General features: G+C 35.5%; 19 protein-coding genes. 1 reads left to right on the forward strand and 18 read right to left on the reverse strand.

From position 1 onward, the window contains the following. Nucleotides 1-86: 86 nt before the first annotated feature. The 3 genes from FLV_RS14600 to FLV_RS14610 form a co-directional block, all read right to left on the reverse strand. Nucleotides 87-1,079 carry a bile acid:sodium symporter family protein gene (locus FLV_RS14600; protein WP_243234877.1) on the reverse strand — a complete coding sequence of 331 codons (993 nt, stop codon included), beginning with the start codon at nt 1,077-1,079 and terminating at the stop codon, nt 87-89. 159 nt (nt 1,080-1,238) lie between these two features. Next, a complete protein-coding gene (locus FLV_RS14605) occupies nt 1,239-2,270 on the reverse strand; it encodes a methionine synthase (RefSeq protein WP_243234878.1) in 1,032 nt (343 codons plus the stop codon). 30 nt (nt 2,271-2,300) lie between these two features. Continuing rightward, a complete protein-coding gene (locus FLV_RS14610) occupies nt 2,301-3,353 on the reverse strand; it encodes a DUF1852 domain-containing protein (RefSeq protein WP_243234879.1) in 1,053 nt (350 codons plus the stop codon). Nucleotides 3,354-3,621: 268 nt separating this feature from the next. On the opposite strand from FLV_RS14610, the gene FLV_RS14615 reads away from it, so the two are divergent. Next, entirely contained in the window at nt 3,622-4,251 is a 630-nt protein-coding gene (locus FLV_RS14615) for a nitroreductase family protein (RefSeq protein WP_243234880.1), read from the forward strand. Between the two features lie 495 nt (nt 4,252-4,746). Here FLV_RS14615 and FLV_RS14620 read toward each other — a convergent pair whose 3' ends face one another. The 15 genes from FLV_RS14620 to FLV_RS14690 form a co-directional block, all read right to left on the reverse strand. Then, nucleotides 4,747-6,408, reverse strand: coding sequence for a trypsin-like peptidase domain-containing protein (locus FLV_RS14620; RefSeq protein ID WP_243234881.1), 1,662 nt, complete (start codon nt 6,406-6,408; stop codon nt 4,747-4,749). After that, on the reverse strand, nt 6,398-7,585 hold the full coding sequence (locus tag FLV_RS14625) for a TlpA family protein disulfide reductase (RefSeq protein WP_243234882.1): 1,188 nt from the start codon (nt 7,583-7,585) through the stop codon (nt 6,398-6,400). Before FLV_RS14625 ends, FLV_RS14620 begins: the two co-directional genes overlap by 11 nt. Before the next feature lie 6 nt (nt 7,586-7,591). Beyond that, nucleotides 7,592-8,746: a TlpA family protein disulfide reductase gene (locus FLV_RS14630; protein ID WP_243234883.1), complete on the reverse strand. Its 1,155-nt coding sequence runs from the start codon at nt 8,744-8,746 to the stop codon at nt 7,592-7,594. 79 nt (nt 8,747-8,825) lie between these two features. Then, the gene (locus FLV_RS14635; RefSeq protein ID WP_243234884.1) at nt 8,826-10,391 is read right to left on the reverse strand and encodes a PKD-like family lipoprotein; all 1,566 of its coding nucleotides are present in this window, start codon (nt 10,389-10,391) and stop codon (nt 8,826-8,828) included. A gap of 34 nt (nt 10,392-10,425) precedes the next feature. Then, entirely contained in the window at nt 10,426-11,181 is a 756-nt protein-coding gene (locus FLV_RS14640) for a DUF4843 domain-containing protein (protein ID WP_243234885.1), read from the reverse strand. A 21-nt stretch (nt 11,182-11,202) separates the two neighbouring features. Then, entirely contained in the window at nt 11,203-12,645 is a 1,443-nt protein-coding gene (locus FLV_RS14645) for a RagB/SusD family nutrient uptake outer membrane protein (RefSeq protein ID WP_243234886.1), read from the reverse strand. A 32-nt stretch (nt 12,646-12,677) separates the two neighbouring features. Next, the gene (locus FLV_RS14650; RefSeq protein WP_243234887.1) at nt 12,678-15,950 is read right to left on the reverse strand and encodes a SusC/RagA family TonB-linked outer membrane protein; all 3,273 of its coding nucleotides are present in this window, start codon (nt 15,948-15,950) and stop codon (nt 12,678-12,680) included. A gap of 370 nt (nt 15,951-16,320) precedes the next feature. Then, a complete protein-coding gene (locus FLV_RS14655) occupies nt 16,321-17,472 on the reverse strand; it encodes a FecR family protein (RefSeq protein ID WP_243234888.1) in 1,152 nt (383 codons plus the stop codon). 132 nt (nt 17,473-17,604) lie between these two features. Beyond that, the gene (locus tag FLV_RS14660) at nt 17,605-18,147 is read right to left on the reverse strand and encodes an RNA polymerase sigma-70 factor (protein WP_243234889.1); all 543 of its coding nucleotides are present in this window, start codon (nt 18,145-18,147) and stop codon (nt 17,605-17,607) included. Between the two features lie 342 nt (nt 18,148-18,489). Continuing rightward, nucleotides 18,490-19,188, reverse strand: a complete 699-nt coding sequence (locus FLV_RS14665; protein ID WP_243234890.1) for a DUF1826 domain-containing protein — start codon at nt 19,186-19,188, stop codon at nt 18,490-18,492. Between the two features lie 384 nt (nt 19,189-19,572). Next, the gene (locus tag FLV_RS14670) at nt 19,573-20,172 is read right to left on the reverse strand and encodes an NTP transferase domain-containing protein (RefSeq protein ID WP_243234891.1); all 600 of its coding nucleotides are present in this window, start codon (nt 20,170-20,172) and stop codon (nt 19,573-19,575) included. An 18-nt stretch (nt 20,173-20,190) separates the two neighbouring features. Further along, on the reverse strand, nt 20,191-21,198 hold the full coding sequence (locus FLV_RS14675; protein ID WP_243234892.1) for an XdhC family protein: 1,008 nt from the start codon (nt 21,196-21,198) through the stop codon (nt 20,191-20,193). A gap of 57 nt (nt 21,199-21,255) precedes the next feature. Next, a complete protein-coding gene (locus tag FLV_RS14680) occupies nt 21,256-23,418 on the reverse strand; it encodes a molybdopterin cofactor-binding domain-containing protein (RefSeq protein WP_243234893.1) in 2,163 nt (720 codons plus the stop codon). A 27-nt stretch (nt 23,419-23,445) separates the two neighbouring features. After that, complete coding sequence (locus FLV_RS14685) at nt 23,446-24,060, reverse strand: hypothetical protein (protein WP_243234894.1); 615 nt, start codon at nt 24,058-24,060, stop codon at nt 23,446-23,448. A 25-nt stretch (nt 24,061-24,085) separates the two neighbouring features. Beyond that, on the reverse strand, nt 24,086-24,553 hold the full coding sequence (locus tag FLV_RS14690) for a (2Fe-2S)-binding protein (protein WP_243234895.1): 468 nt from the start codon (nt 24,551-24,553) through the stop codon (nt 24,086-24,088). Nucleotides 24,554-25,139 lie beyond the last annotated feature (586 nt).

Consider the following 25,139-nt stretch of genomic DNA (forward strand, 5'->3'; position numbering starts at 1 on the left):
AATTTGCGGTTGAAAAATTTTTAGAAGCTGAAAGCTAAATGCACTAAAGTGTGCATAGTTTTAAACTATTTTTGAGACCAATAAAATTATACTTCTTTTCGTCGAGCCATACTCTGAGCGATGATGCTGGCGGCAATTAATTGCAAGGCATGGTAAAGCATGAGGGGCAGCAATACGATTCCGGTGATGGTACTGTGCTGAAAAAGTACTTTTGACATAACGGTGCCGTGTACCAATGACTTTTTAGACCCGCAGAATAAGACAGTAATACGGTCTTCATCTGAAAAACCAAGCAGGCGGCTAAGTAATCCGACAGAAAAGAATACGGCAAAAAACAACGCCATCATCCCTGCAGCGAGTCCGGCAAGTTCAAGAGCCGTGAAGCCTTCGAAAAGATGTTCGGAAAAGGATTTGCAAAACGACGTGTAAATAATCGTTAGAATAACTGCCTGATCGAAATATTTGAGCTGTTTCTTGTATTTTTCGGCAATGGCGCCGAAACGGGAATTGAGGCTTATGCCAATGATGACAGGCAGCAAGACTTGAAGAATCAACTTAATGACGATTTGAGTAACATCAAAATCACCTGTCGCAGAAGCAATAAACAGCCCAACCCAGAGCGGCGTAACCACTACTCCAATCAAACTGGAAATACTCGCATTGAAAATAGCTGCGGGAATGTTTCCCTTGGCGATGGAAACCATGACCACGGAAGAGGATACTGTAGACGGTAAAGCTGCCAGAAAAAATACACCCAGCCAAAGCAGCTCGAAGCCGTTATTGATAAACAACGGGCGAAATGCCAAAACAATGAGCGGAAAAAATAAAAAGGTTGTCAACTGAACGACAATGTGCATTTTCCAGTTGGAAAGTCCGGCTTTTAGTTTCTCAACACTCAGTCGCATGCCATAAAACAAGAAAATAAAGGAAACCCCAGCATTTGCAATCTCCTCCAGCGAAACAGGTTCTTTGACCATACCTGGCTTTGGCAAAAAATAAGCCATCAGAATCATGGTGGCTATCATTAACAGGAAACCGTCGAAACCTGCTTTTTTTAATACTTCTAATAATTTCTTCAATGTGTTTTAAATATTATTCCTCCGTAGAGTCAAGATTACAAAAATATTTTACGCAGATAAACGTGGATTCTCTAGATTCATTAGTCTGTCCGCAGAGTCGTTCCGTTAAATTCTACGGACAGTAAACAACAAACCCTATTCAAATTAATACATTGAGAACTAAATTCCAAGTTCTTTACGTATAATTTCTGCTCCTGCGCTTAAGGCACTTAACTTGCCTCTGGCTACGTTTCGAGATAGCGGAGCCATACCGCAGTTTGTAGAAGGGTAAAGATTTTCGGCATCTACAAACTCAAGAGCTTTACGCAGGGTATTAGCTACTTCTTCTGGTGTTTCGATAGTGTTAGTTGCCACATCAATGGCACCAACCATTACTTTTTTACCGCGAACAAGTTCCATTAAATCTAAAGGCACATTGGAGTTGTGACATTCTAAAGACACCACATCAATTTTAGATTTTTGAATTTTTGGAAAAATTTCTTCGTATTGTCGCCACTCAGAACCTAATGTATTTTTCCAATCAGTATTTGCCTGTATTCCATAACCATAGCAAATATGAACAGCAGTTTGACAGTGTAAACCTTCAATGGCTCTTTCTAATGCTGCCATTCCCCAATCGTTTACTTCATCAAAGAACACATTAAATGCAGGTTCATCAAATTGGATAATATCTACCCCTGCGTCTTGAAGTTCTCTTGCTTCTTCATTGAGTGCTTTTGCAAATTCCCACGCCAATTTTTCCCTGCTTTTATAATGGTCGTCGTACAAGGTATCTACCATTGTCAATGGGCCTGGCAATGCCCATTTTATAGGCTTATTAGTCTGTTTACGTAAAAACTTAGCATCCTCAACAAAAACTGATTTTTGACGTGCAACCTCTCCTACTACCACTGGAACACTTGCGTCATATCGGTTACGGATTTTTACTGTTTTACGATTTTCAAAATCTACACCGCTTAAATGTTCGATAAAAGTCGTTACAAAATGCTGACGTGTCTGCTCGCCGTCACAAATGATATCCAGATCTGCTAATTGTTGTTCCTGCAAAGAAATGCGCAATGCATCTTGTTTCCCTTCAAGTAGCTGATCGCCTTCTAATTTCCATGGTGACCAAAGTTTTTCGGGTGGTGCAAGCCAGGCAGGTTTGGGTAAACTTCCAACAATAGAGGTGGGTAATAATAATTTCTTCATAATAGTATAATTTTAATGCGTTGTAATCAATTAAAGGATAAAATTAGCAGACCATTGTTTCAGGAGGCTTTTGTAAGGCTTAATAAAATGTTCATCTGCATATTTACCCTGTTCAACTGCCAGTCGGCTTCGCTCTTCACGGTCATAAACCACGCGAGTCAGTGAATAATCTTCGTGTTTAAGACTAGGTTGATAGATTTTTCCTGCCACTGAATTTGCATTGTAAATTTCAGGGCGATAAATCTTCTGGAAAGTCTCCATTGTGCTGATTGAGCTGATTAGTCCAAGATCAGTATAATCAGCAAGCAGATCTCCTGAATGATAAAAAGCCATCGGTGCCACACTATTCGGAGGCATGAAAAAACGAACTTTTAAGCCCATTTTAGAGAAATATTCATCAGTGATAGAATACTGGTCCTGCAGATACTCAAAACCCAGAACCGGATGCTGATACTCCGTGCGGGTATAAGTTTTGTTACTCGATACACTTAGACAAATGATCGGTGACATCTTAAAGTGCTCTTTATAAGTTGCTGAACTCACAAAGCACTTATAAAGTTTTCCGTGTAAATCACCAAAATTTTCAGGAATAGAAAAAGTAGATTTGTTTTTATTGTGCTCGATCAATAAAATACTGAAATCATAATCCCGAACATAAGACGAATAATTATTTCCGGCAACTCCTTCGATTTGCTGGCCAGTCTTACGATCAATAATATTTGTTTTTAAAACTTCAATCATCGGTAGATCGTTACTACCATTCTTATCATCAATACTCATTGTTACTGTGAGGATTTCAAGTTCTAGAAGGTAACGATCTGCTTTTGGATTATCTAAATGAGCCAATGCATTGAATCGATTGTTAATCATATTTAAGGCATTGCGTAAGTTTTGCTGGCGATTAGCTCCTCGAGCCAGGTTGGCAAAATTGGTTGTCAAACGCGTTTTACTTGAGGGATGATAGTTTTCATCTAAACAAGTACTCTTTAGTGTGAATGCAAAATCATTCTGGATTATATTCTGAATGTTTTCAATATCCTGCTTTTCGTTTATTCCCCTATCTTCTTGTAAGTTAGCTTTCATTTGATGATAATATTTAGTTTTTTTACCCTGCAAATTTGAAAATAAAAGATTAAATATTTTTATTTATACTAAAAATAAGTTAATTATTCTTTTTTATATTACATTTAAAGATTATTAGTCTTTTTGCAAATAAAATATTGAAAGAAAACAGATAATTATTCTTTAGAGCACTAGGATATGACCCATTTGAAGGTTCCCATAACAATTCAAGCCTCGAAAAAGAAAACAATATCATTTATATTTGCCAAAAATTAAGATAGAAATAGCAATGAATTTGATAGAAAATTTAAAATGGCGCTACGCCACAAAAGCTTATAATAACACTAAAGTAACAGAAGAGAAGGTCGATCAGATCTTAGAAGCTATAAATCTTTCAGCATCTTCTTGTGGTCTGCAATCTTACCGTGTTTTTGTCGTTAGCAACCCGGAAATCCAAAAGAAATTAGGTGCTGATTCGTATAATGGACAGATTAGCTCTTGCTCTCATTTGCTGGTTTTTGCTGCATTCAATGACATGACTTCGACTTACATTGACGATTATATGGCAATGACAGAAAAGCAAAGAGGTCTTGATGCTGGTGCCTTATCAGGATTTAGAAATGGACTGCATTCCTATTTCAGCACTATTAACGCAGAGCAAAAAGCACTTTGGGCGGCCAAACAGGCTTATATTGCACTAGGAACCGCACTTATTGCTGCGGCAGAATTGAAAGTGGATGCCACTCCTATTGAAGGATTTAATGCCGCCAATATCGATGCCGTTTTGGATTTGAAAGAAAAAGGGTTGCATGCTACAGTTATCCTCGCTTTAGGATATCGGGATTCGGAAAAAGACTATATGGCAACTACGAAAAAAGTTCGTTTACCTATAGATGAAATGATAACTAAAGTTTATTAATGTTATTAGATATGTTAATTATTAAGGGAAAAGTGTAGGTTTAGCCTTGTGGACTTGATACTTTTTCTGCCACAAAAAGCTCAGGCGAATTTTTACATCAAACCTCAACAGGACATCTAAACCAAATTTACATAGTCAATGGAAGACAGATATTACATGTAGTACGCCAATTTCTTTAAATCATCCAAAAAATATGTTGAAATTTGTCCTGTTCCTGTCACTAAAAGCTAAAAGGCGCCAATTGTCTTCAAATGGCGCCTTTTTTTATTAAACAATTTAATTTCCATTAAAAACCAAATACAAATCCATAAATAAAACCCAATAATAAACTAAAGCCGAACCTCAGAAAAGTGTGGTATTTACGGATCTTTTGGCAGTATGGTTAAAATACTCAACAGGGTAAATAATTGATAAAGAGAGTGTAATAAACCTCTTCAACCGACATACTAAAATGCTTTTAAAAGTGAGACAGTCTCTTTTTTTCAAAATAGGAAATTAAATTTCTTTATTTAAAGAGGATTCTACAAAATTAAAAATTACGTCTGCGGGTATTGCCAGAGAGCATGTACGGCTAAATCGGGCTATATTAATTCCTATAAAAGTTCCGTCGGCTTTAAAAACGGGCCCTCCGCATTGATGAGGTTTTAACTTTGCATCATGCGCAAAAACAGATTCAAAATTATCAAATCGTTCACTTCTGCCCCCTTCAAATTTATTGGAAGGATGATCACTTAAGGGGGATTTTTCTAATACTACGTTATAATCGAATTCTTCTCCGTTTCTTAATCCCTTTATCGAAATCGTATCGCCCACCAAATACTGCATTAATTCCCTGCCATAATCTTCGGGCTTCGTAACAGCAATACCGTTAATAAACTTTACCTGATCCTGTACTTGCAGACCTGCTTTTGCAGCCGGACTATCCGGGCCAAAACTGGTAATCGTAATATTTCCTTTAATAAAATTGGCACCGGCACCAAAGTAACCTTTAGCAGGTTTAGTCTCAAACTTAAAAACATCAGATCCTAAAGAACTTAATTCATTTTTATTATCACTTAAAGAACTAACAAGGGGTATTCCAAGATTTTTAAATGAGTCAGTAACTTTAGTTTTAGAAATTGCTTCTTTATTAATTTTATTGATTTTTAAAAGTGCTAAATCATTTGACAAACTAGTAGCAACAACTTTTGCATCGTATAACTTACCATCAATTTTAACTACAACAGCGTTTGTTAGCAGACTATTTTTGGTAACAATGCATGTAAATTTCCCTGATTTATCCTCTGGTTTAATAAGCGTTCCAAAAGCTATTATTTTTGTATTATCGCCCTTGCTTACTATTTCAATTATCCCTTTTGTGACTAAATTAGAAGGAGTAACGTTTAGATAATTTATAAGTTTATCTTTTGAAGTATCTGGTGCAAATTGATGTTTAGTTGAAGGCAGTTCTGCATAATTTACCGGTTGTAACAAATCTTCCCAATATTCTCTGAAAAGGTTTACAGGTGACTCGTAATTAATATCTTCGTCTATAGCGATACGGCTATGAATTGCAATAACTCTTCCCAGGTTGTCAAAAAGCGGTCCTCCTGAATCCCCAGGTTCCATTTTACAGGTTGAAACCATAAATCCCCATGGATCTAATACAGTTGCTATTTTGCCGACACGTATGGTTGGAACATCCTGATTGAGTGTTGTTGGATAGGCTATACTGACACACAAATTGTTAGTACTCATGCTATCAGACCAACCCATTTCTGCAAAAGGATAAGTTCCCGGATCCATTATTTTTAGCATTCCTACATCTGGTCTTCCCTGCATAGATTTAATTCCCATTCTTCCCAAAGCTTTAGCGCTCACCGTTTTTCCATCAGGAAAATGTACTCTGTAAAAATTACCCGGATGAATGGCATGAGCTGCAGTTAAAATAATACCTTCCGGCTTCACGACAACACCTGAAAACTGCGGGCTGTTTTGTTTTGAGCTTAAACTATCAATACCCCACAGCTTTACAGCTGCGGGATACGATTTTTCTAAAATTTTTTTGACGGCTTTATCCTGAATTTCTGAATTCTGCGCTATTAAAGCACTGTTGGTTAATAGTACAAATACAAATAAATTTTTCAGTAGAAAAAATGCTGTTTTTTTATTTTTCACTTTCAATTGCTTTAGCTAACTGGTCTTTTAAGGATTCGCTGAAACCAGTAAATTTCTGAATTATTTTACCTTCTCTGTCAATTAAAAACAAGGTTGGTATCCCCACAATCATAAATTCTTTTAGTGTCTTTTCTTTATCGGGACTTAACACTTGAGGCCAGGGCATATTTTCCTGTGCCATAGCTTTGCGCCAGGCTTCCTGATTAGAATCTACGGAAACACTCAATACTTCGAATCCTTTGTCTTTATATTTAGTGTAAAGTTCTTTTACCGCAGGAATGGCTTTTCGGCAAGGACCGCACCAGCTTGCCCAAAAGTCAATTAGCACATATTTCCCTTTAAAAGATTCTATGTTAATTATATCTCCATTAGGAGAAGGATAGGCAAATACAGGTATTTGACTTTTATTTTTTAATGAATTCCTGATATTTTTCTTCGTCTGATATTCCTTATCCAGATATTTCAAATTCTCGGATTGCGGATATTTTTTAAGTGCCTGTTGTATGTTCGATTCAAAAAACGCACTATCGGCATCAGTAGGATACAAACTCAGTAAATAAGCGATGGCCGGACTATCCGAGTTAACTTCAATAAATTTCTCTAAACGAAGTCTGTTAAATTCACCTGATTTTTTAATAAATCCCTCACTCTTAATATGCTTTCTCCAGGTTGAATCCTGCTGTGCAGTACGGTTTGCTATTAGCCATTCATCATTCAATATTTTCATTTCTTCAGAAGCAAGATATTGATTGTAATCGGCTGCATTAATAATTTTAGTTGCTTTAGAACCACTTTGCAGCTCAACAAAACCGGAATTTTTCATTTTAAATTTAGACGTATCATAACCGCGAGCCGAAACTTTTACATCTGCATCAGCCCAAAACGATGCGGTTTGCCATTTTAAAATATCTAAGGAATACAGGGTTTGTTTTTTATTCGTTTTTAATTTGAAATCTCCCTGCTCATTTACTACTGTTGAATCGATAAGTTTCCTTTGGCTTCCAATTCCTTCATACAACCAGATTTTATTGTATTTTTTAAAAATCTCAGGGTTTAGATTTTGAACATGTCCGTAAACAACAATTGATTTCTCTGCCTGTGCTTGTAAGGCAAATGATGCGAAAAAGAAAAAAATGAAACTTAGACAAAAAGGGGATATTTTTTTTAATTGTATCATGATAGCTTATTGTTTAAATATTTCTTTTAATGTCTGATCTAGTTCTTCATGCCCGGAACCTTTCCAACGTTTCACTAATCGTCCTTCTTTATCTAATAAAATTTGGGTAGGATATGCCTCTATACTATACATTTGAACAACATCCTGTTTCATATTAATTTCGTTGTTGATAACATTTGTCCAGGTTAACCCATCTTTTTCGATAGCTCCTTTCCAATTTTTTTCAGCTATAGCCTGACTTTGAACTTTTTCACTTGCAACGCCTAAAATTTCAAATCCTAACGATTTGTATTTAGCATATAATTCTTTTAAATGTGGATTAGCGGCACGACACGGACCACACCAGCTTCCCCAAAAATCTACCAATACATATTTTCCTTTAAAATCAGAAAGGTTCACCAACTTACCACTTACATCAGGTTTGGTAAAATCGGGCATCGGACCACCATCAGCCATTATTTTATTTGCCTCAATTTTAGATTTTATCCCTTGCCCGTATCTTGTATTTTTGTATGTTGGAGACAAGGCATTGAAAGCCTGTTCTAACTCGCTTGCAGAATAACTTTTAGATGTTTGATTTAAGTAGTAAAGACTAGCAAGTAAATCAGGATTTTCTTTGATAAAAGCATTTTTTCCATCTTCAATAGCCTTTCGGTTGTCCATCATCTTTTTTAAATGCTTCTCCGTCTCTTCCTTAATACCCATCATACGAATTTCTGTGAATTGCTGCTGAAGCGTCATCATTTCTTTTATGTCTTTGGCTTGTAATTTTCTTAGTTTTGTAAAACCGTCATTATGGATATCGCCTGTTACTCCAGCCAGATGTAGTTCATCTACATTACCATTGACAGTAATATTCGCTCCTTTACTAAGGACAATTTCTAAACCCGGAGCCGGCATATACATACCTGTTTTTCCTCCACCCAGGTAGATGTTACGATCGTAGGTTGTTCTTAATTGCGTAACAATAGGCTCATCTGTGGCTTTACCGCTCAATTCAAATACGTCATTTTTTGCTTGTACTTTAATATCTCCTTCAGGCCCGGGAACAATTATTTGCTCGTTACCTTGTCCTTTAATCTTTCCTTTAATAGTAAAGTCTTGTGCACTGACTGCAATTGCAGCGGAACACATCATCATTGAAATTATAAACTTTTTCATTTACTTGATTTTATTATTTTTTTTTAATTATTTATTATTTTATCCCTATACTTTTTATGCCGTATAGGGATTAAACTGATTATCTGACAATAAATGGTTTCCAGGCCATGGCTTTAATTTTACCAAACCCAGTGTACCTTTTTTCTGTACCCGTAATGATTGCACCATTGGTTTCATTTACACCCATTTGATAAACCGATCCTGTTTTTGTGCTTTCATTATAAGTTGCGATGTATAAAATTTTACAAAAATTCTTAGGATCATATATAGCCCCTGTTGCCCTATTTTGATTATAATATTTTTGTAAAGAAATTGTAGTTATGGTTTCGCCTGCCGGAGGAGTCCAAAGTTTTTCTGTAGTACCAGGCGTGTATTTAAACTGATATAAATTATTAGAAGAACTATAGTAAAACACTTCGCCATAAGTCCCTGCTGTAATAGCATTAGCACTGGTTATTTCTGGACACGAACTCATATTATATTTACCCCGGCCAATTGTAGCGGTCTCTCCACCGATAAAATTTGCGGTTAGTAAAAAATAACTGCCACTGTTATCTTTCATAAGTATATGTTCGAAATTGCTAAATCCTAAATCGGAATCGATTAATTCTAAACCAACATTTTTGACATCAAATGCAGCAGTTACTGCCTGTGCAGTTGCAATAGGAATAATTTCTGCACCTCTTGAAACCACTTTCACAAACCTTTTATTAGTTTGGTCGTATAAAATTGCGTCAAAAGCGGCACTTGTTGCAGTTGCCATCCAGGGTGCTAATTTTCCATAGCTGCCCGCTAAGGCATCATTAAATGCTCTGTCTCCTGGTGCAATTATGGTATAATCAACCACATGCAACTGATTGTTATTCATTAGAAATTCCTTTCTGCCTATGGTTGCATTAACAAATTCAGGAGCTTTTATTGCCGGAGGTGTCCAAAACATTTTATCATTAAAAGTAGCCATACTTCTAAACGTTGCAGGATCCACGCGTACCGCATCATTAGCGCTTTGTATATACAAAGCATGAGCGCCGGTTAAGTTAGCAAGTGAATAAATTAACGAACCTGGTTTACCGGGTATTGGAGTTCCATTGGCATTTGCATATAAGTCATAATACACACGTTCGGTAGTAGCGGTTTTAGAAATTTCATTATTCGTTATCAAACCAACATCTGTATTGCCGTCTTTTTCGTAGAGTACCATCCAGCCTTCGGCTAAGGCAGGAGTAACAGCCACAGGAAATTTTGCAAATGTTTTTACTCCTGTATTTGTATTGGTTACTGTAAAAAGTACTTCCCAGACTAATTCATTGGCTGTAATCTCTTGATTCAGGTGTACAGTAGTTGCCAAATTGTGCCTTTCCAGAATGTCTCTATTGATCTGAGCAGGATACATTTCCCAACTGAAACTTAATTCCTTAAATTGAGGATTTTCAGGATTTACTTCTGTGCCCTTATAGATTACTTTAGGTTTTAAGGTTAATATGTCATAACGTAAAATAGAATAAGAAGTTTCCATTCCGGAAACATCAATAGTTACTTCATCTAACTTTTGATACTCATAATTTCCTTTATCATCGTAACAGGAAACCATTGTAATCATAAGAAACAAGAAGCTGAACAACTTAAATATATTTGTTTTTCTCATTTTTTAAATTTTTTAGATTAGTCCTATCCAATGATTATGGAAAAACAACTAATACATTATTTTCATCTCTTAAAGGCTGACTGTGCTCCAGATTGTATTTTATTAATTCGCTTTTGCAACGATTTTGATAATACTGAGCACGCGTATAACTAATTTCATTAGGAGGCACAGGTGTCCCTGTATAACGAACTTTGAATACGGGGGCTTCACCGATTATCGTTGTAATAAATTGAAATTTAACATCCGAGTAAACGCCGAAAAAGGTAGACAACCTGTAATAAGGAAGCGGGTCTACATCCCAATGGGCCGGTTTGCTAAATTTGTCCCTGAAAACAATTTTTAAATCAGAACGTTCTGTAATTCCCTTTTTAAAGTTTTCATCTTCTTCAAGACCAAAAACAATCTTAGCAGAAGTATTTTTAAAATCAGAAGAACGATAAATATAAATAGGAAAAACGTCCTGATATGTATTTGCTTTTAGTACATAGTCCTTTAACTCATAATGAACTCCTTCTACGATTGCATTGGTATCTCCACCTATAGGTTTTATCCTGAAAGTTCTGTCCTGAGCACTGGCAAATCCGGTTAATCTAACAGAGAACATGATACTGTCTACAGCATTAAGTGATTTAAAAGCATAGTTGTACTCCAAACTGTCCGGCTTCATAGTGTTAGTGCCTAACCACAAGTTCAGTCCACTAAAATCTTCGGGATATATTGATTTGGGTTCCTCTTCGCATCCTATAAATAGTAAGGAGCAGATTAGTATTGCAAATGTTATATTTTTCATAGTAATGAAATGTGTTTTTAATTATTGATTATCTACTCTACCCGGTGCGTTATTAAGTTCACTTACCGGAATTGGTAATTTGTAACCTTTAACTGCGATTATATCATTAATTGGTGATCGGGGAACACGGACTGAGTTTAATCTTTTATGAAAAAAGAAAAGTTGTCCTTCGCCTATAACATCCTTTCTAAACTCTTGTAATAAAACAGCATCAAATACAGAACTGTCAATGTTAATTGTACTTAACCCCCTGTGTACGCGTACCTCATTAATCAATGCTGAGGCCTTTATAATATCTGTATCTTTGAGAGCTTCTGCAGCAATAAAGTACATTTCAGACAATTTAAGAATTGGCATTTTATTTCGATACGCAGCCGGCCAGCTTGTGCTTTCTAACTGTTCGTACTTTCTTAAAAAATAATTTCCCTCATTATTTGCTCTGTACCAGTACAGATATCTGTAATCGTCTGAATTACTATCGTAATATTCTGTTCTGGTTGGAGGGAATATATAAAAAACATTACTGCCACCTGTTGAGGTAAATGAGTTTTCATAAATAGTATTCATTCGAACAATATTTAAAGCAAATAAATGCTCTGTAGAAAATATAAGATTTGAATTATTGGCATCTACCAGACTATTTTGAGTAATCCAGGGGAATTTGGCTGAATTTATTACCTCCAAAGCATTAGATACTGCCTGAGTATAATCATGTTTGTAAAGATAAGCTCTGGCTAATAGCCCTTTTACCGCATAATAGTTCAAATGCACCTGACGGTTCATTAAGTAACCATTATCATCTCCAATAGTAATTTGTTGACCTGTTACTATAGGGTCATTTTTTAATAACTCTGCTGCCTGGTTTAAATCAGTAATAACATTGTTAATTACGGCATCTACTGAAAGTTGCGGCGCAATTTCCTTACTTGCTTTTGTGAAATAGGGAATAGCCAATTTGTTTGGATTTTCTTTGTAACTTGCCCCAAATACACGAAGAAGGTCAAAATGAATCCATGCTCTTAGTGCTAGAGCCTCTCCTTTTATAATGGCAAAATTATTATCTTTAAAGGCTCCTTTTTTAGCATCAATTTCTTCTAATATTTTATTGTCATTTGCTATTGCGTTATACATTTGATTCCAGATAGCATCAATTCTGTTTAAAGAGGTAGTGCTATTTTTATAATCATAGGTTTTATCAAAGTCATAAGAGATACTTTGAGCATCCCATTCAGCGCCTAAAACTCCCATTAATCCGAAGGTCATTTCTCTTCCGTATAATGGTTCGTAGGTCAAAGTCGTGTAAACGCCTGCCAATGCTTCTTTAAAGCCACTTTCGGATGAAAATAAATTACTGTCGCGAACTTGGGATTTAGGTTCAACATCGAGCCAATCTCCTGTACAGGAACTCAAAACTAACGATAGAGTTAATACTATTATTTTGGGTAATATTTTATATGATTTCATGGTTTAAAACTTTATACATTAATGTGTATCACTTAAAATGATGCCTGGACAGAAAAAGAAAACGTTCTTGCAAAAGGAAAATCTAATCCTCGTTCGGCTCTGATAGTTGAGATTCTTGCTAAATCGTTGCCGAATAGTGTCACTCTTAATCTGCTTAAATGCGATTTTTCTAAAAAGTTCTTATTTCTAAAATCATAAGAAACATTTACAGAATTCAATAGTAATTCATCAAGATCCTGAACAAAACGGGAACTTGGGTTGGTTCTGGTTGGGGTACGGCCAATTGCTTTAAAGAAGACTTTATCGCCCGGGTTTTTCCAGGTATCTGTAAATACACGTTCATCGACATTATATTGAATATCCACATTTTCTACCCTATCCACCAAGGTTTGATTGTAATATTGGCCTCCTAAACGATACGAGAATGCGCAGTTGATACCAAAACCTTTATATTGTCCGTTAAAACCAAAACTTCCCCGAACTTTAGGCGTAGATTCTCCTACAGCTACCTGATCATTTGGATCCCAAACATAAGTTAGCGCTCCATTCTTTTTTACAAAAATTTCGCTGCCTGTAGCTGGATCAATTCCCATAGATCGAACGGCCCAAATAGCAGTTGTAGATTTTCCTTCCTGATATCTTACAAAGGGTTTTGTAGATGTACCTCTGTCTGCTTCTACTTCATCATTAACTGAATTTAATGCATCTGAAATTTTAACTAATTTGTTTTTATTAGATCCAACGGTTAAAAATAAATTAACAAAACTATTGCTGGAAAAATCACTCCATGCTTTATAGTTTAATGAGGCATCGATACCATTATTTCTTAATTCGCCTAAATTTTCTGAAATAGTACTAAATCCTACCGATCCAGGCATGGCTACCTCTGTAAGCAGGTTATTAGTAAGACTGATGTAATAATCAAATCGTAATGATAATTTGCTCCATAAACCTAAATCCAGACCAAAATTATAATCCTGGGTTTGTTGCCACTTCAACTGATTGTTTGCTAAACCTATTAATTTTGCTCCTACTATGTTATCATAATAACTATCTGTATAATAGTTGTAAGTAGCCATAGCCTGATACGGGTTAAAATTCTGGCTTCCTGTATATCCGGTAGAGGTGCGTAATTTTAATTGTGTTATCCAGTCTTGTTTGAAAAATTTTTCTTTGTGGATATTCCATCCTAATCCAACCGACCAGAAGCTTCCCCAACGGTTATCGGCGCCAAATACACTAGATCCTTGTAAACGATAGGTAAGATCTGCTAAATAGCGGTCATCGTAGGAATAGTTTAACGCAGAAAGTAATCCTGTTTCACGGGTAAGAGCATCAGCGCCTGATGGTCGGCCATCCTGAGCATATTGTCTTGCAAAATTGATATAATCCACTCTGTCATTTAAAAAGCCCTGAGCATGTACACCATGGCTTTCACTTCCTACTTCATATAAATTCCATCCGGCATTTAAGTAAAAAAGGTGTTTATCTATCGTTTTGGAATAGTTTAGCGTAAGATCTGTTTTGATAGAATGACTTTTACCATCAGTTATTGTATAATCACCTCTTCTATAAAAATCTTCTTCTGAATATTCAGCATAGCGGGTATGATTGGCGGGATAAAAATCTTCTCTGGTTTCATTGATTTGCGTATAGCCCACACGACCGATAATTTTAAGTGCTTTGGACAAAGACCACTCTGCCTGAAAATTATTGGTAATATCAGTGTAATCACTAAAATTTTTAGTTCCTAACGTCGCATTAAATAATGGATTATAATAGTTTACAGGAGTTCCGGATCCGGAATTAAACTGCCCTAATAATTTTTTAATATTGCCATTATCATCAAAAGGAGTCCAGTACGGATTTAATCTTGTGTATTCTGAAAATGAACCATAAGGAGAATCATAAGCATGGCTGCCTGTGATCGTCAAAATATTTCTAAAAATAAAATCACTGACACGATACGATAAAAATAGATTGCCCGAAGTAGTTCTACGCCCTGATTCTTTCATAACTCCTGCTATAGAGTTATACGTTAAATCGGCACCATAAGTAAAATTATCATCCCCTCCTTCCAGAGATAATGTACTTTTATGACCTACACCTGTTCTTAAAGGTTGAGAAAGCCAATAGGTATTAACTCCTCTTGCCACTTCAGCATAGGTTCTATTATACTGTTCCTTAAGTAATTGTTCACTGTAATAAAAATTAGAACTATACCTTCCGGCATCTAATTCTACCTGGAGTTTCTGCTCAGCATTGGTTAAATGATAACTACTCAAATCTGGGGTGGTTACATTTAAATCTCCGGTGTAGCTCACTCTCATTTTTCCCTTTTTAGGTCTTTTCGTTTCCACTACAACAACTCCGTTTGCAGCTCTGGAACCGTAAATAGCTTTTGCAGCAGCATCTTTAAGGATGGTTACAGCAGCGACCCTGTTCATATCTAAATCGTAAATTTTCTGTAAAGTAGTCTCAAACCCATCTAAGATAAACAAAGGAGAGTTTGGGTTATTTGCATATTCACCACTTAAACTAGGCAAGCTATTAGCTCCCCTGATTTGTAAGTCAGGCAGCATGTTAGGATTTGAACCTGCCGCAATGTTATCCATTTGAATAAATGAGGGATCCAATATTTTTAAACTTTGAAGTAAATTTTGATTTCCTATTGACCTCAATTCTTCAGCAGTGAATGTAGAGGCAGCTCCGGTAAAGCTTTCCTTGTTTCTGGTATAGATTCCGGTAGACACAATTTTTACGGCCTGAAGCTCTGTAACATCTTCTTCTAAAACCACTACAATTTGTTTATTACTGCTAATCAGTACTTCTTTAGCTTTATATCCTATATATGAAAATTGAAGAATATCATTTTCAGGAACTTTCATCGTAAACTGGCCATTCAAATCTGTAACTTCAGTAGTTTTTGTTTTTTTTGAAGTTACACTTACTCCCGGCAAGGCTAAACCTTTAACATCTGTTACAGTACCAGATATTTGAATTTCTGCCTGCTGATTAGAATTAGGGAGAGTTGCTGCAGGAAGTGGTTTGATTACAATAGTGTTATTTCCGGCTAATGAAAAATCAAGCTTATTGGCAGTAACACACTTTTTAAGTAAATCTGAAATTTTAACTGATCCCTTTTTTAAATTCACTTTGGGTGCGTTTAAAAACAAATCCTGAGAATAAATAAAATTGTAATTGGTTTGTTGAATAATTAAGTCAAATATTTCATTAACATTAATTGTCACATCTTTCTTTATCTCAATTTTTTCATTTTGAGAAAAAGCACTTGTTGGTGACATACTAAAAGCCGTGAGACAGCAGAATAACAGTATGGTTCGAATCATAAAAATAAAGTATCGATCCCAGCAAGGGGGACGAAAAATAGTTTGATTAATTTTCATAAATTTGTGTTGGTGATTGGTTATTAAAATAATTGGTCATTATGAATCAAAAAGGGGGATTGTTTTACACCGACCAAAGTTTATATACTTTCCCTCTTTTTATATTTGAAGTGATTTAGACTTTTTCCATTTGCTAAAAAACCTGTCTTTTGCACCCCATTTTAGTCTTTTTTTCGTTCCGTAGCCCTGCTATGCATCTTAAAAAAGACTAAAATGGGGTGCAAAATCCTTAATTTTCGTTTAAACGCAAAAAGTCTAAATCACTTCTTTATTTAAAAATTACAGTCTTTTCTTTTATTTCATACGATTTTATTTGGTTAGTTGTTTTGATTAATTCCAGTATTACTTCAAGGTTTTGATTTTTGCTGAATTGTCCTTTAAATTTTTCATTTTTAATTGTTTCACTTTTAATGATAAAATCAACGTCATACCATCTGGATAAAACTTTTACAATCTCCTTTAATGTCAAATTATCAAAAACAAACTGACCATTTAACCAGGCTAATTCAGTATCTATATTGGCAGGACTAATGCTTAAAGAAGAAGTGATTGAATTTATAACAGATTGTTCTCCGGGGTGTAATGCTTCTTTTTTATTAGCATAATCAATAGCAACCCTCCCCTCTTTTAAAGTGGTTATTAGATTCGTTTCGTCTTTATATGCTTTGACATTGAATTGGGTACCGAGTACTTCAACATTTTGTCCTTTGGTTTTTACGATGAAGTGTGACCCTTTATGAGCTGAACTTGGAGATACTTCAAAATAGGCTTCACCATACACTAGTTCTACAGAACGAGAGTTACCGTCGATAAAGCGATTAGGAAATTTTAGCTGGGTCTCAGAGTTAAGTCTAACCTTGGTTCCATCGGCTAGCAACAAAGAGAATTGTCCTGCACGCGGAATGGTTAAGTAATTGTACTCTATGGCTGCATTATTATCTGAATAGGTTACTGATTTATCATTTGTAGTTAATCCATTACCTTTATAAGTCTGTCCATTTCCTAAAACTATAGTTTGTCCATTTCCTAAAACTAAGGTCGCTTTATCTGTACCGGGTGCAATAGAAGGTTTACCGGATGCAAGGGTAGTTTCAATTTTGTTTATAGAATCGTGTTGGGCAAAATAGAATAGCGTTCCTAATACAATCACTGCAGCTGCAGCATACTTCCATATAGATGGTTTATTTATAGGTACGCCAATGGCTTTTTGTACATTTTCCCAACCTCTTTTTTTATTTATTTGTTGCGATAATAACTGTCGTTGTCTTCTTTTTTCAGTATTAGTTATGTTTTCAAAAATATAATCCTTGTCTGTTTGGTTAAAAAGATCGGTATCTTTTAATTCTTTTAGGTCTTCTTCTTTGACCAACGATAGAGCAATTTGCCTTGAAAGTTTATAAAGTTTGTTTAAGGTTGTCATTTTAGTTAAGTTTTTATACTAAGACGACAAAAAAGATAAAGTGGGTGTAGAAAAAAAATATTTTTTTCAATGTTTTTTACAAAACACCTAAATATCTACAATAAAATTAAGATATTACTTTATAATATTTAACTATTTTTTCAATTCGGCTATAAAAGCAAATAACAGGAAATAGTCTTTTAACAAAGGGCGTAAACGCTTGTATGCAATCTTTTTTTGTAATTTAATGGTATTTAAAGAAATTCCAAGTTCCTCAGAAATTTCCGGATTACTCATCCCTTTCATACTCAATTTTATAATTTGAGCACATTTTTCAGGTAATGTTGTTATAGCTTTTTCTAATATATGATTTGTGTCAGAGATAACCACTTCTCTATGAAAAAATGAATCCGTCTCCCATTTAGATATGTCTTCTGCATCAAGAGATTGTGTTGTTCTTACATAAGTACTCTTCAAATAATCGAGAGACTGATTTTTAACGGCTGTATATAAATAGGATTTAATAGCTTTATCATTGTTAAAGACAATTTTTTCTTCCCATATCTTGATAAAAACATCTTGGACTAAATCTTGTGAGGCTTCAATATTTTCAACATACTTATTGGCAAACAGGCACAAACTAGTGTACATAGTGTCAAATATGTACTTATATTCTTTTAATATTAATGTTTTCATTTCTGCTGTTGGAAAATATTAGAAATTCAAAAATAGTTAAAAATACCAAACGTCAGATTATATTATATCTTCGCTGATGAAGATCAACATTTGAAAAATTAATTAATGACTTCAAATTTAAAGGCATGCAAATATATACATAAATTCTATAAAATTAATAGAGTTTGTTGTTTTACTTCTTCTTGTTTTTTTTATAAAATGACTCACCTCCTGTTTAAATATCTAGCAATATGAATCTTAACAAGAGAAAATATTCTATATTTCAACTTGATTCAAATTTGTATGTTTCAGAAATTTCTTAATCTGAAGAATTATATCAGAACATAATCACAACAATTTCATCTAACAAATCAACAACAACCGATATTCGCCTTCATTTTCTATTGGTGCCCTATGAATACAAGGCAGCACCTGTTGTTTTGGATGATCAACCGCCAGACGCCAAAGATGTCCTAATCCTAAATTAATTGGTTCAGCATTTTTATGTATTTGATAATGCAAGTCAAAATAATTTTCCTCCAGGAAGTTTTCGAATCCTTCCGATGGGCCATTATAAAGCTCTTTTAGCTTTGTTCTAATTTCTGGAATTAGAATTTTTTGTTCAGCCTGTGAATTAGAAATAATATCACTTGCCGCTCCGTGATAGGTACATAAAAAGGTATCTGTTGTAATGGGAGAACGATCAACATGAAACGAATACACATCGGTTGATATAAAATCAAATTCAGCATCACGTTCATAACACTTCAATAAATTAAGAGAGGGAGAAGCTCCAAAATCAGCTAATGATTGCAAATCATTTAAGATTATTTCTCTTGCTATATTTCCCTTTTCGGATAGTTGGAGAGCAATTAGATCTTCTGGATAAATTTCTGTTATATTTTCTTTTAAAGATAACCGGGCAACAATCTCATTAAAATCGCCATTCAGATTTCTGTACCAGCACAGTGCATTCATTTCTCCCTTGAAATCGGTATCTACAAGCTCAGAAAAAGTACATACGATTCCAATTTGATTGTTGTCAGAAAATATATTACGCATAGTATAATTTATAAAGTCAGTTGCTTCATGAGTTGCAAAATTATGTAATAGTAACCAGTGATCTGTAAAATTTAATTCGAATATTTTTAGAATGATTTAAATTTTCTTTTGAAAAGAGAGTTTTTTCATTCCTTATTTTTGTTAACCAAGTAGCGACCTGTTCTACCCTTTTGTTATCAAAAGCCTTCGACTCCGCTCAGGATGACATTAATTCCTTAAGTTATGAATGATGTTTTACTCCCGATTTTATACTTTTTATAATCAAATCATTTTTTTTAATCAATTTACCTCAATAGGTTAATATTGAATTTATTATTTAAGTAATTTGTATTAAATACTTTAATTTATGTTAGTTATTATGATTGATTTAGTAAAATTATTACTCTAATTTAAATTTGATTTATATAATTTTACATAAGACTCCAAAGTATCTATATCTGTTGTGTCATCCTGAGTTACAACTTCCTTTACTAGATTTTTATTTTTGTTGATGATTTGTTTAGCCCCTTCATCATTGGACAATAGCATAAGTTCTGAGAAGAATTGTTTTGGAAACAGAACCGGAACTCCCCTGTAATCATCTTTTCGGGTTATAATAATGGCATCTTTCTCTTTATTATGAAGTTCTATTATTTTATTTAAATGAGGACTGTTAATAAAAGGCTGATCTGCCAAAACAAACAAAACAGCATTAATGCCCGGATATTTTTTATCTATTTCTGAAGTTGCTATAGCTATAGAACTACCCAATCCTTGTTGCCAGTTTTTATTAATAAGTATAGTGGTTTGTGATAAATCTATTTTTCGCTCAATTTCATTTCTGTACGCACCCAGAACTACAAAAAACTTATCAGCATCAGCTGACAAGATATTTGCAATGACACTCCCTAATAAAGTTGAATATCTCCAAGGCATCAATTGCTTTGATTGTCCCATTCTTTTGGCATTACCTGCCGCTAATATTACGATAGCGATTTGATTCATTGCTTTCCTGTCGTGATTTTAGGAATGAATAGCATTAGTTTTGTATTTTAAAGATATTGGTTCTTCTTTACGCACTACCGAAAGTATTTCAGCCATAATACTGATGGCAATCTCCTGAGGGGTTTCAGCTCCAATACTAATTCCTGATGGGCCATACGCGACATCCAGCAGGCCTTCATTATAAGAATCAGTAAATTCAAAAAAATCGTTTAATATTTGATTTCTTCTTTTAACCGGACCAAGAAGTCCAAGATAAGCCGGTTGAGTATTTTTTAATCCGATAAGATATTTTAAATCGGTAGAGTAACTGTGTGTCATTAAAATAAGAGCCGTTTCATTATCAATAACAAGAGAGTCAATTTCCTCAGGCAGTAAATGGACAACCTGGTTTGCTCCCGGGAAATTAGCAATCGTCTTAGGATCTTTTACTGATGCAGCAATTGTAATTTCCCAGCCCGTTAAAGAGGCAAAATGACATAATTGAACGGCATCATGTTCTGACCCAACGATAACTAAATGAAATCGAGGCTTAAGAGTTTGTGTATAAACAGGCAATACTTTATCTAATTGGACATCGGAAAAAGTAAACTTTCTTCCTTCAAAATGAAATTCAGAACCCAAACCCACCTGTATTCCTTCTGTTTTGGTGTAAAAGGATTCAATTTCCAGAGATTGTCTTTTTTTTACAACGGTTTCTAAAGCATCTAAAGCGGCTGCATCAGGAGAAAAAGGTTCCAAAAGAATGTACAGAATACCTTCGCATCCCAGTCGGTACCTTCCATCATAAATCATGATCTTTGCTTTATTATCCCAAAAAACAGACAGGGATTGTTTAAGGATTTCATTTTCGACACAGCCTCCGCTGACAGCTCCAACCATTGTATTATTTTCAAAAATGAGCATACGAACGCCTGGTCTTCTGTACGAGGAACCTTCAATAGCGACAACCGTAGCCATAACGCTTTTAAGTCCCATTTTCTGGGCTAAAATGTACGATTCTTTTAATTTTAATAATTCGTGCATCATATTTTAATCCTTTTTTGAAATAATTTTGCCTTTAACATCTAAATATCTGCTAATTGATTAAACCGTTCCGAGACTAAAAGGCAACGTTCTGATTCGTTTTCCCGTCAAATCAAATATAGCATTGGTCAAGGCAGGAGCAAAAGGCGGAAGTGCTGGTTCACCAACCCCGCCCGCATCTTCTTCATTATCTATGATATACACTTCTATCGAAGGAATTTCATTAATGCGAGGCATTGGATAATCATAAAAATTATGTTGTTCAACGATATTTTCTTTAAATGTAATCTGATGGGTTGTTGCTGCACCCAATCCCATAACAATAGAGCCTTCAACTTGTGCATGAATGATATCCGGATTTACATACCAGCCACAATCCATTACCGCCCAGACTTTATCAATTTTAATACCGCCATCCGGATTTTTGGATACCTTTACGACTTGACCAACTGTTGAGTTGAAACATTCTGTAATAGCGACGCCATATCCTTCATTTTTTTTACGGTTTTTCCAGCCTGAAACTTCTTGCATTTTATCAATTACTTTTTGGCAGCGGTCTTCCTGTAAATGTTCACGGCGAAAATCTAATGGGTCTTTCCCTGCTTCATGAGCCATTTCATCAATGAAACTTTCATAGGCAAATCCGTTTGTAGAAGCATATACAGATCTCCAGAAACTGGTTGGAATACTGGTTTCAAAAAGAACATCTGCGAAGCTTACGTTTTTAATGCTTTCATAGTAAGGTTTTAAAAAACCTTCGCTGGTACTCCAATTTGGTTTGTCCTTTGGTGCCCCGCTCCAGTGACCATTATTTTGACCTGCCATTCTGAATTTTAAGGCGTCAATTTTTCCATTCGATATAGTTCCTTCACATCTATAGGACATTCCAGGACGAAATGGTCCTAGTGTAGCATCATCTTCACGTGTCCAGACAACCTGAACCGGCCCGCCTATTTCCTTTGAAACTGCCACGGCCTCATACGGATAATCGTTCATGGCTTTACGCCCAAAACCACCGCCAAGAAAGGTCATGTTCACGATTACTTTTTCTTTGTCTATCTCAAATTGTTTACTCACGTAGTCCTGAACCCAGCCAGGAGCTTGTATTGGACCCCATATTTCAATCGAATCACCTTTGTGATGGGCGATGCAATTTATCGGTTCCATAGCTACGTGTGATTGGTAGGGAGTTTGATAAACAACGTCTAATTTCTTATTTGCTTTGGATAATACTTCGGTTGGATTTCCTTGTGTTTTAAGTATCATGCCTTCTTCAGCTTTGAGAAGATTGTTTTGAGTATCAAATATCTCGGGTGTACTCCAGTGCTTAAAGCCACTGCTGTCCCACTCTACTTTTAATTGTTTTCGGCCTTCAAGAGCAGCCCATGTTGAATTAGCGACTACGGCAACACCTTCACGGATGTGTTCGTAATAACCCATTTTAACTTTAAATACACGCTTAACACCCGGAACTTTTAATGCAGCAGTTGCATCAAAATTTTTGACTTTCCCGAAATAACGGGGGTCACGCTCTACCGAGGCAAATAGCATTCCGGGAATTCTCGTATCAAGTCCAAAAACTAGTTTACCATTGGTTTTAAGCGGTGTGTCAATTCTTCGAAGAGGTTTTCGGATTAATTTATATTCAGAAATTTTCTTCAGTTTTGGTTCTTTTGGTGCTTCTAATTTTGAGGCCGCTTCAGCAAGTTCTCCATAATGTAATTTTTTTCCTGATGGCTTATGAATTACATGTCCGGATTCTGCATAACAATCAGAAACAGAAACATTCCATTTTGTGGAGGCAGCTGTAATAAGCATTTCACGCGCGGCTGCACTTAATTTAAGTAATCTTTTATAAGAAGAACGAATGGTTGAGCTTCCTCCGGTAATTTGCCCTCCATATTTTTTTTCGTTACCAATGGCAAAAATGACGTTGATATCATTCATATCAACTTCGAGTTCTTCAGCAACAATTTGTGGTACCGACTGAAAAGAGCCCTGCCCCATTTCTGCCCTGTGATTCACAATCGTCACTTTTCCTGACGGATTGATAATAATCCAGGGGCATAATTCTATTTCTGAATCACTTAGTTCAGAAGGTCTCACAACCACTGGTGCACCACTTGCAGGAAAGTAAAAACCAAGACACAATGCCGCGCCTCCCAATCCGGTAAGTTTTAGGAAATTTCGTCTTGTATTATCTATGTTGTCATTTTTAGTCATCGGAAAATCATTAAAATTAAGGCAATACTATTTTGCGGGAGCATAAGCTCCTGTTTTCAGCCACGTAATCCAGGCCTTTTTAAATTCGGCATGCGTTAAAGGCGGAAATGTTCTTCCTTTTCCCATGTTCCACCCAGCTTTTACCAAACCGTCATCTGCATGTGCTATAAGTTTTTGTAAATCTTTATGTCCGTTAAGTTTCGGATTTACTAATTGTTTGGCTAATTCGTGAGCCGTTTTTCCTTCAAACACCATTTTCATATCTGCCGGCGGTAAATGCCAGTCAGCATTTCCCGGTGGTGTATGAAGTCCCGGACTATTTGATGGCTGATGGCAATTCGCACATTTCATTGCATACATACCTTTTCCGTCTTTGCCTCGTTTGGGCTGCATACTGTGAACAACGCTATTGTCTCCCTGAAGCGGAATATCACCTTTTGGATGGCAATTGACACAACGCGGACTCATCAATACTTTATATACCTGCTTAAATGCCGCAACAGAGGCAATGCTGTCTTTTTTTATTGGCACAATAGCAACGTATTCTTTTTCTGTTGTCCGGTTTTTTGAAACAGTAAATGCCAGTCCTATACCTGATATGAGTATTATAGCTATTAATAAGGGTTTGATTTTTGTTGACATAGTTTTTTGATTACGGCTTTATCTATCAGATTTTGTTTTTCTCCTGCATTTGTGAAGCAAGATGAATGGCTTTGCGAATTCTCGGATAAGTACCGCACCTGCAGATATTACCGGCCATGGCATCGTCTATATCCTGATCGCTTGGATTTGGATTTTCCCTAAGAAGTACTGCTGCTGACATGATTTGTCCAGAATGACAATATCCGCATTGAGGCACGTCGATTTCCTGCCAGGCTTTTTGTGCCGGGTGATCATTATTTTGAGACAATCCTTCTATGGTCACTACATTTTTACCTTTGGCACGGCTCATTTTGGTAACGCATGAGCGAACAGCTTCGCCATCCAGATGCACTACACAGGCTCCGCATTGTGCAACACCACAGCCAAATTTTGTCCCGGTAAGCCCCAAAGTATCACGAATTGCCCAAAGAAGAGGCATTTCCGGACTTACATCAAAATTTTCGGTTTTGCCGTTTACAGTTAGTTGTATCATAATAAAGTCTGATTTTAGGATAAATGTTTTTTGCAGTTTTTAAGAGTTCATTTTTGCAATCTAATTTACAAAAAAATCAAACATTATAAAGTAATGCTGTTATTTGGGATTGTTCTAAAAAGCTTTTCAAATGAATTGCATTTTGTGATGAAAAAAACAACAATTCTTATTTCTAAATAAGTTTAGAAAAAAAATGAACCTTTAGGGGTTGCTAAGAATTTTTTAGCTCACTAAAAAAAGCTTTAACCGCAAAGTTCGCAAGGCTAAAAACAAAAGGTTCGCAAAGTTTTATCATAACTTTGCGAACCTTTTGCGTAAATCTTAGCGTTTCTTTGCGGTTAAAATTTTTGCAGCTCCACAGGTTTTCGTGTTGATCCCTCACTACTTTATATTGTTTCTTTGGTGTTCTTGAAATGTTTAAGTTAATTCCATAGAAAAAGGCGAGTCTCCCCGCCTTAAATGTTTTCACAACGGAATAATCCTTATTGTGAATTGCTTCAAAATTGTACTGCAATACTACAATAAAAAATTTACTTTTTAAATATGGTTTTCCGTAAAACAGTTAATTTTCTTTTGATTAAATTTC

The organism is Flavobacterium pectinovorum, from assembly GCF_022802975.1.
In the GTDB taxonomy this organism is placed as follows: domain Bacteria; phylum Bacteroidota; class Bacteroidia; order Flavobacteriales; family Flavobacteriaceae; genus Flavobacterium; species Flavobacterium pectinovorum_B.

Bases quoted from the DNA above. Each gene is read 5' to 3' on its own strand.
- FLV_RS14660 (WP_243234889.1), bottom strand. From the start codon at position 18,147: ATGAAAACATTAATATTAAAAGAATATAAGTACATATTTGACACTATG.
- FLV_RS14615 (WP_243234880.1), top strand. From the start codon at position 3,622: ATGAATTTGATAGAAAATTTAAAATGGCGCTACGCCACAAAAGCTTAT.
- FLV_RS14665 (WP_243234890.1), bottom strand. From the start codon at position 19,188: ATGCGTAATATATTTTCTGACAACAATCAAATTGGAATCGTATGTACT.
- FLV_RS14685 (WP_243234894.1), bottom strand. From the start codon at position 24,060: ATGTCAACAAAAATCAAACCCTTATTAATAGCTATAATACTCATATCA.
- FLV_RS14645 (WP_243234886.1), bottom strand. From the start codon at position 12,645: ATGAAATCATATAAAATATTACCCAAAATAATAGTATTAACTCTATCG.
- FLV_RS14655 (WP_243234888.1), bottom strand. From the start codon at position 17,472: ATGACAACCTTAAACAAACTTTATAAACTTTCAAGGCAAATTGCTCTA.
- FLV_RS14630 (WP_243234883.1), bottom strand. From the start codon at position 8,746: ATGAAAAAGTTTATAATTTCAATGATGATGTGTTCCGCTGCAATTGCA.
- FLV_RS14640 (WP_243234885.1), bottom strand. From the start codon at position 11,181: ATGAAAAATATAACATTTGCAATACTAATCTGCTCCTTACTATTTATA.
- FLV_RS14675 (WP_243234892.1), bottom strand. From the start codon at position 21,198: ATGATGCACGAATTATTAAAATTAAAAGAATCGTACATTTTAGCCCAG.
- FLV_RS14670 (WP_243234891.1), bottom strand. From the start codon at position 20,172: ATGAATCAAATCGCTATCGTAATATTAGCGGCAGGTAATGCCAAAAGA.
- FLV_RS14610 (WP_243234879.1), bottom strand. From the start codon at position 3,353: ATGAAAGCTAACTTACAAGAAGATAGGGGAATAAACGAAAAGCAGGAT.
- FLV_RS14605 (WP_243234878.1), bottom strand. From the start codon at position 2,270: ATGAAGAAATTATTATTACCCACCTCTATTGTTGGAAGTTTACCCAAA.
- FLV_RS14680 (WP_243234893.1), bottom strand. From the start codon at position 23,418: ATGACTAAAAATGACAACATAGATAATACAAGACGAAATTTCCTAAAA.
- FLV_RS14625 (WP_243234882.1), bottom strand. From the start codon at position 7,585: ATGATACAATTAAAAAAAATATCCCCTTTTTGTCTAAGTTTCATTTTT.
- FLV_RS14690 (WP_243234895.1), bottom strand. From the start codon at position 24,553: ATGATACAACTAACTGTAAACGGCAAAACCGAAAATTTTGATGTAAGT.
- FLV_RS14650 (WP_243234887.1), bottom strand. From the start codon at position 15,950: ATGTCACCAACAAGTGCTTTTTCTCAAAATGAAAAAATTGAGATAAAG.
- FLV_RS14635 (WP_243234884.1), bottom strand. From the start codon at position 10,391: ATGAGAAAAACAAATATATTTAAGTTGTTCAGCTTCTTGTTTCTTATG.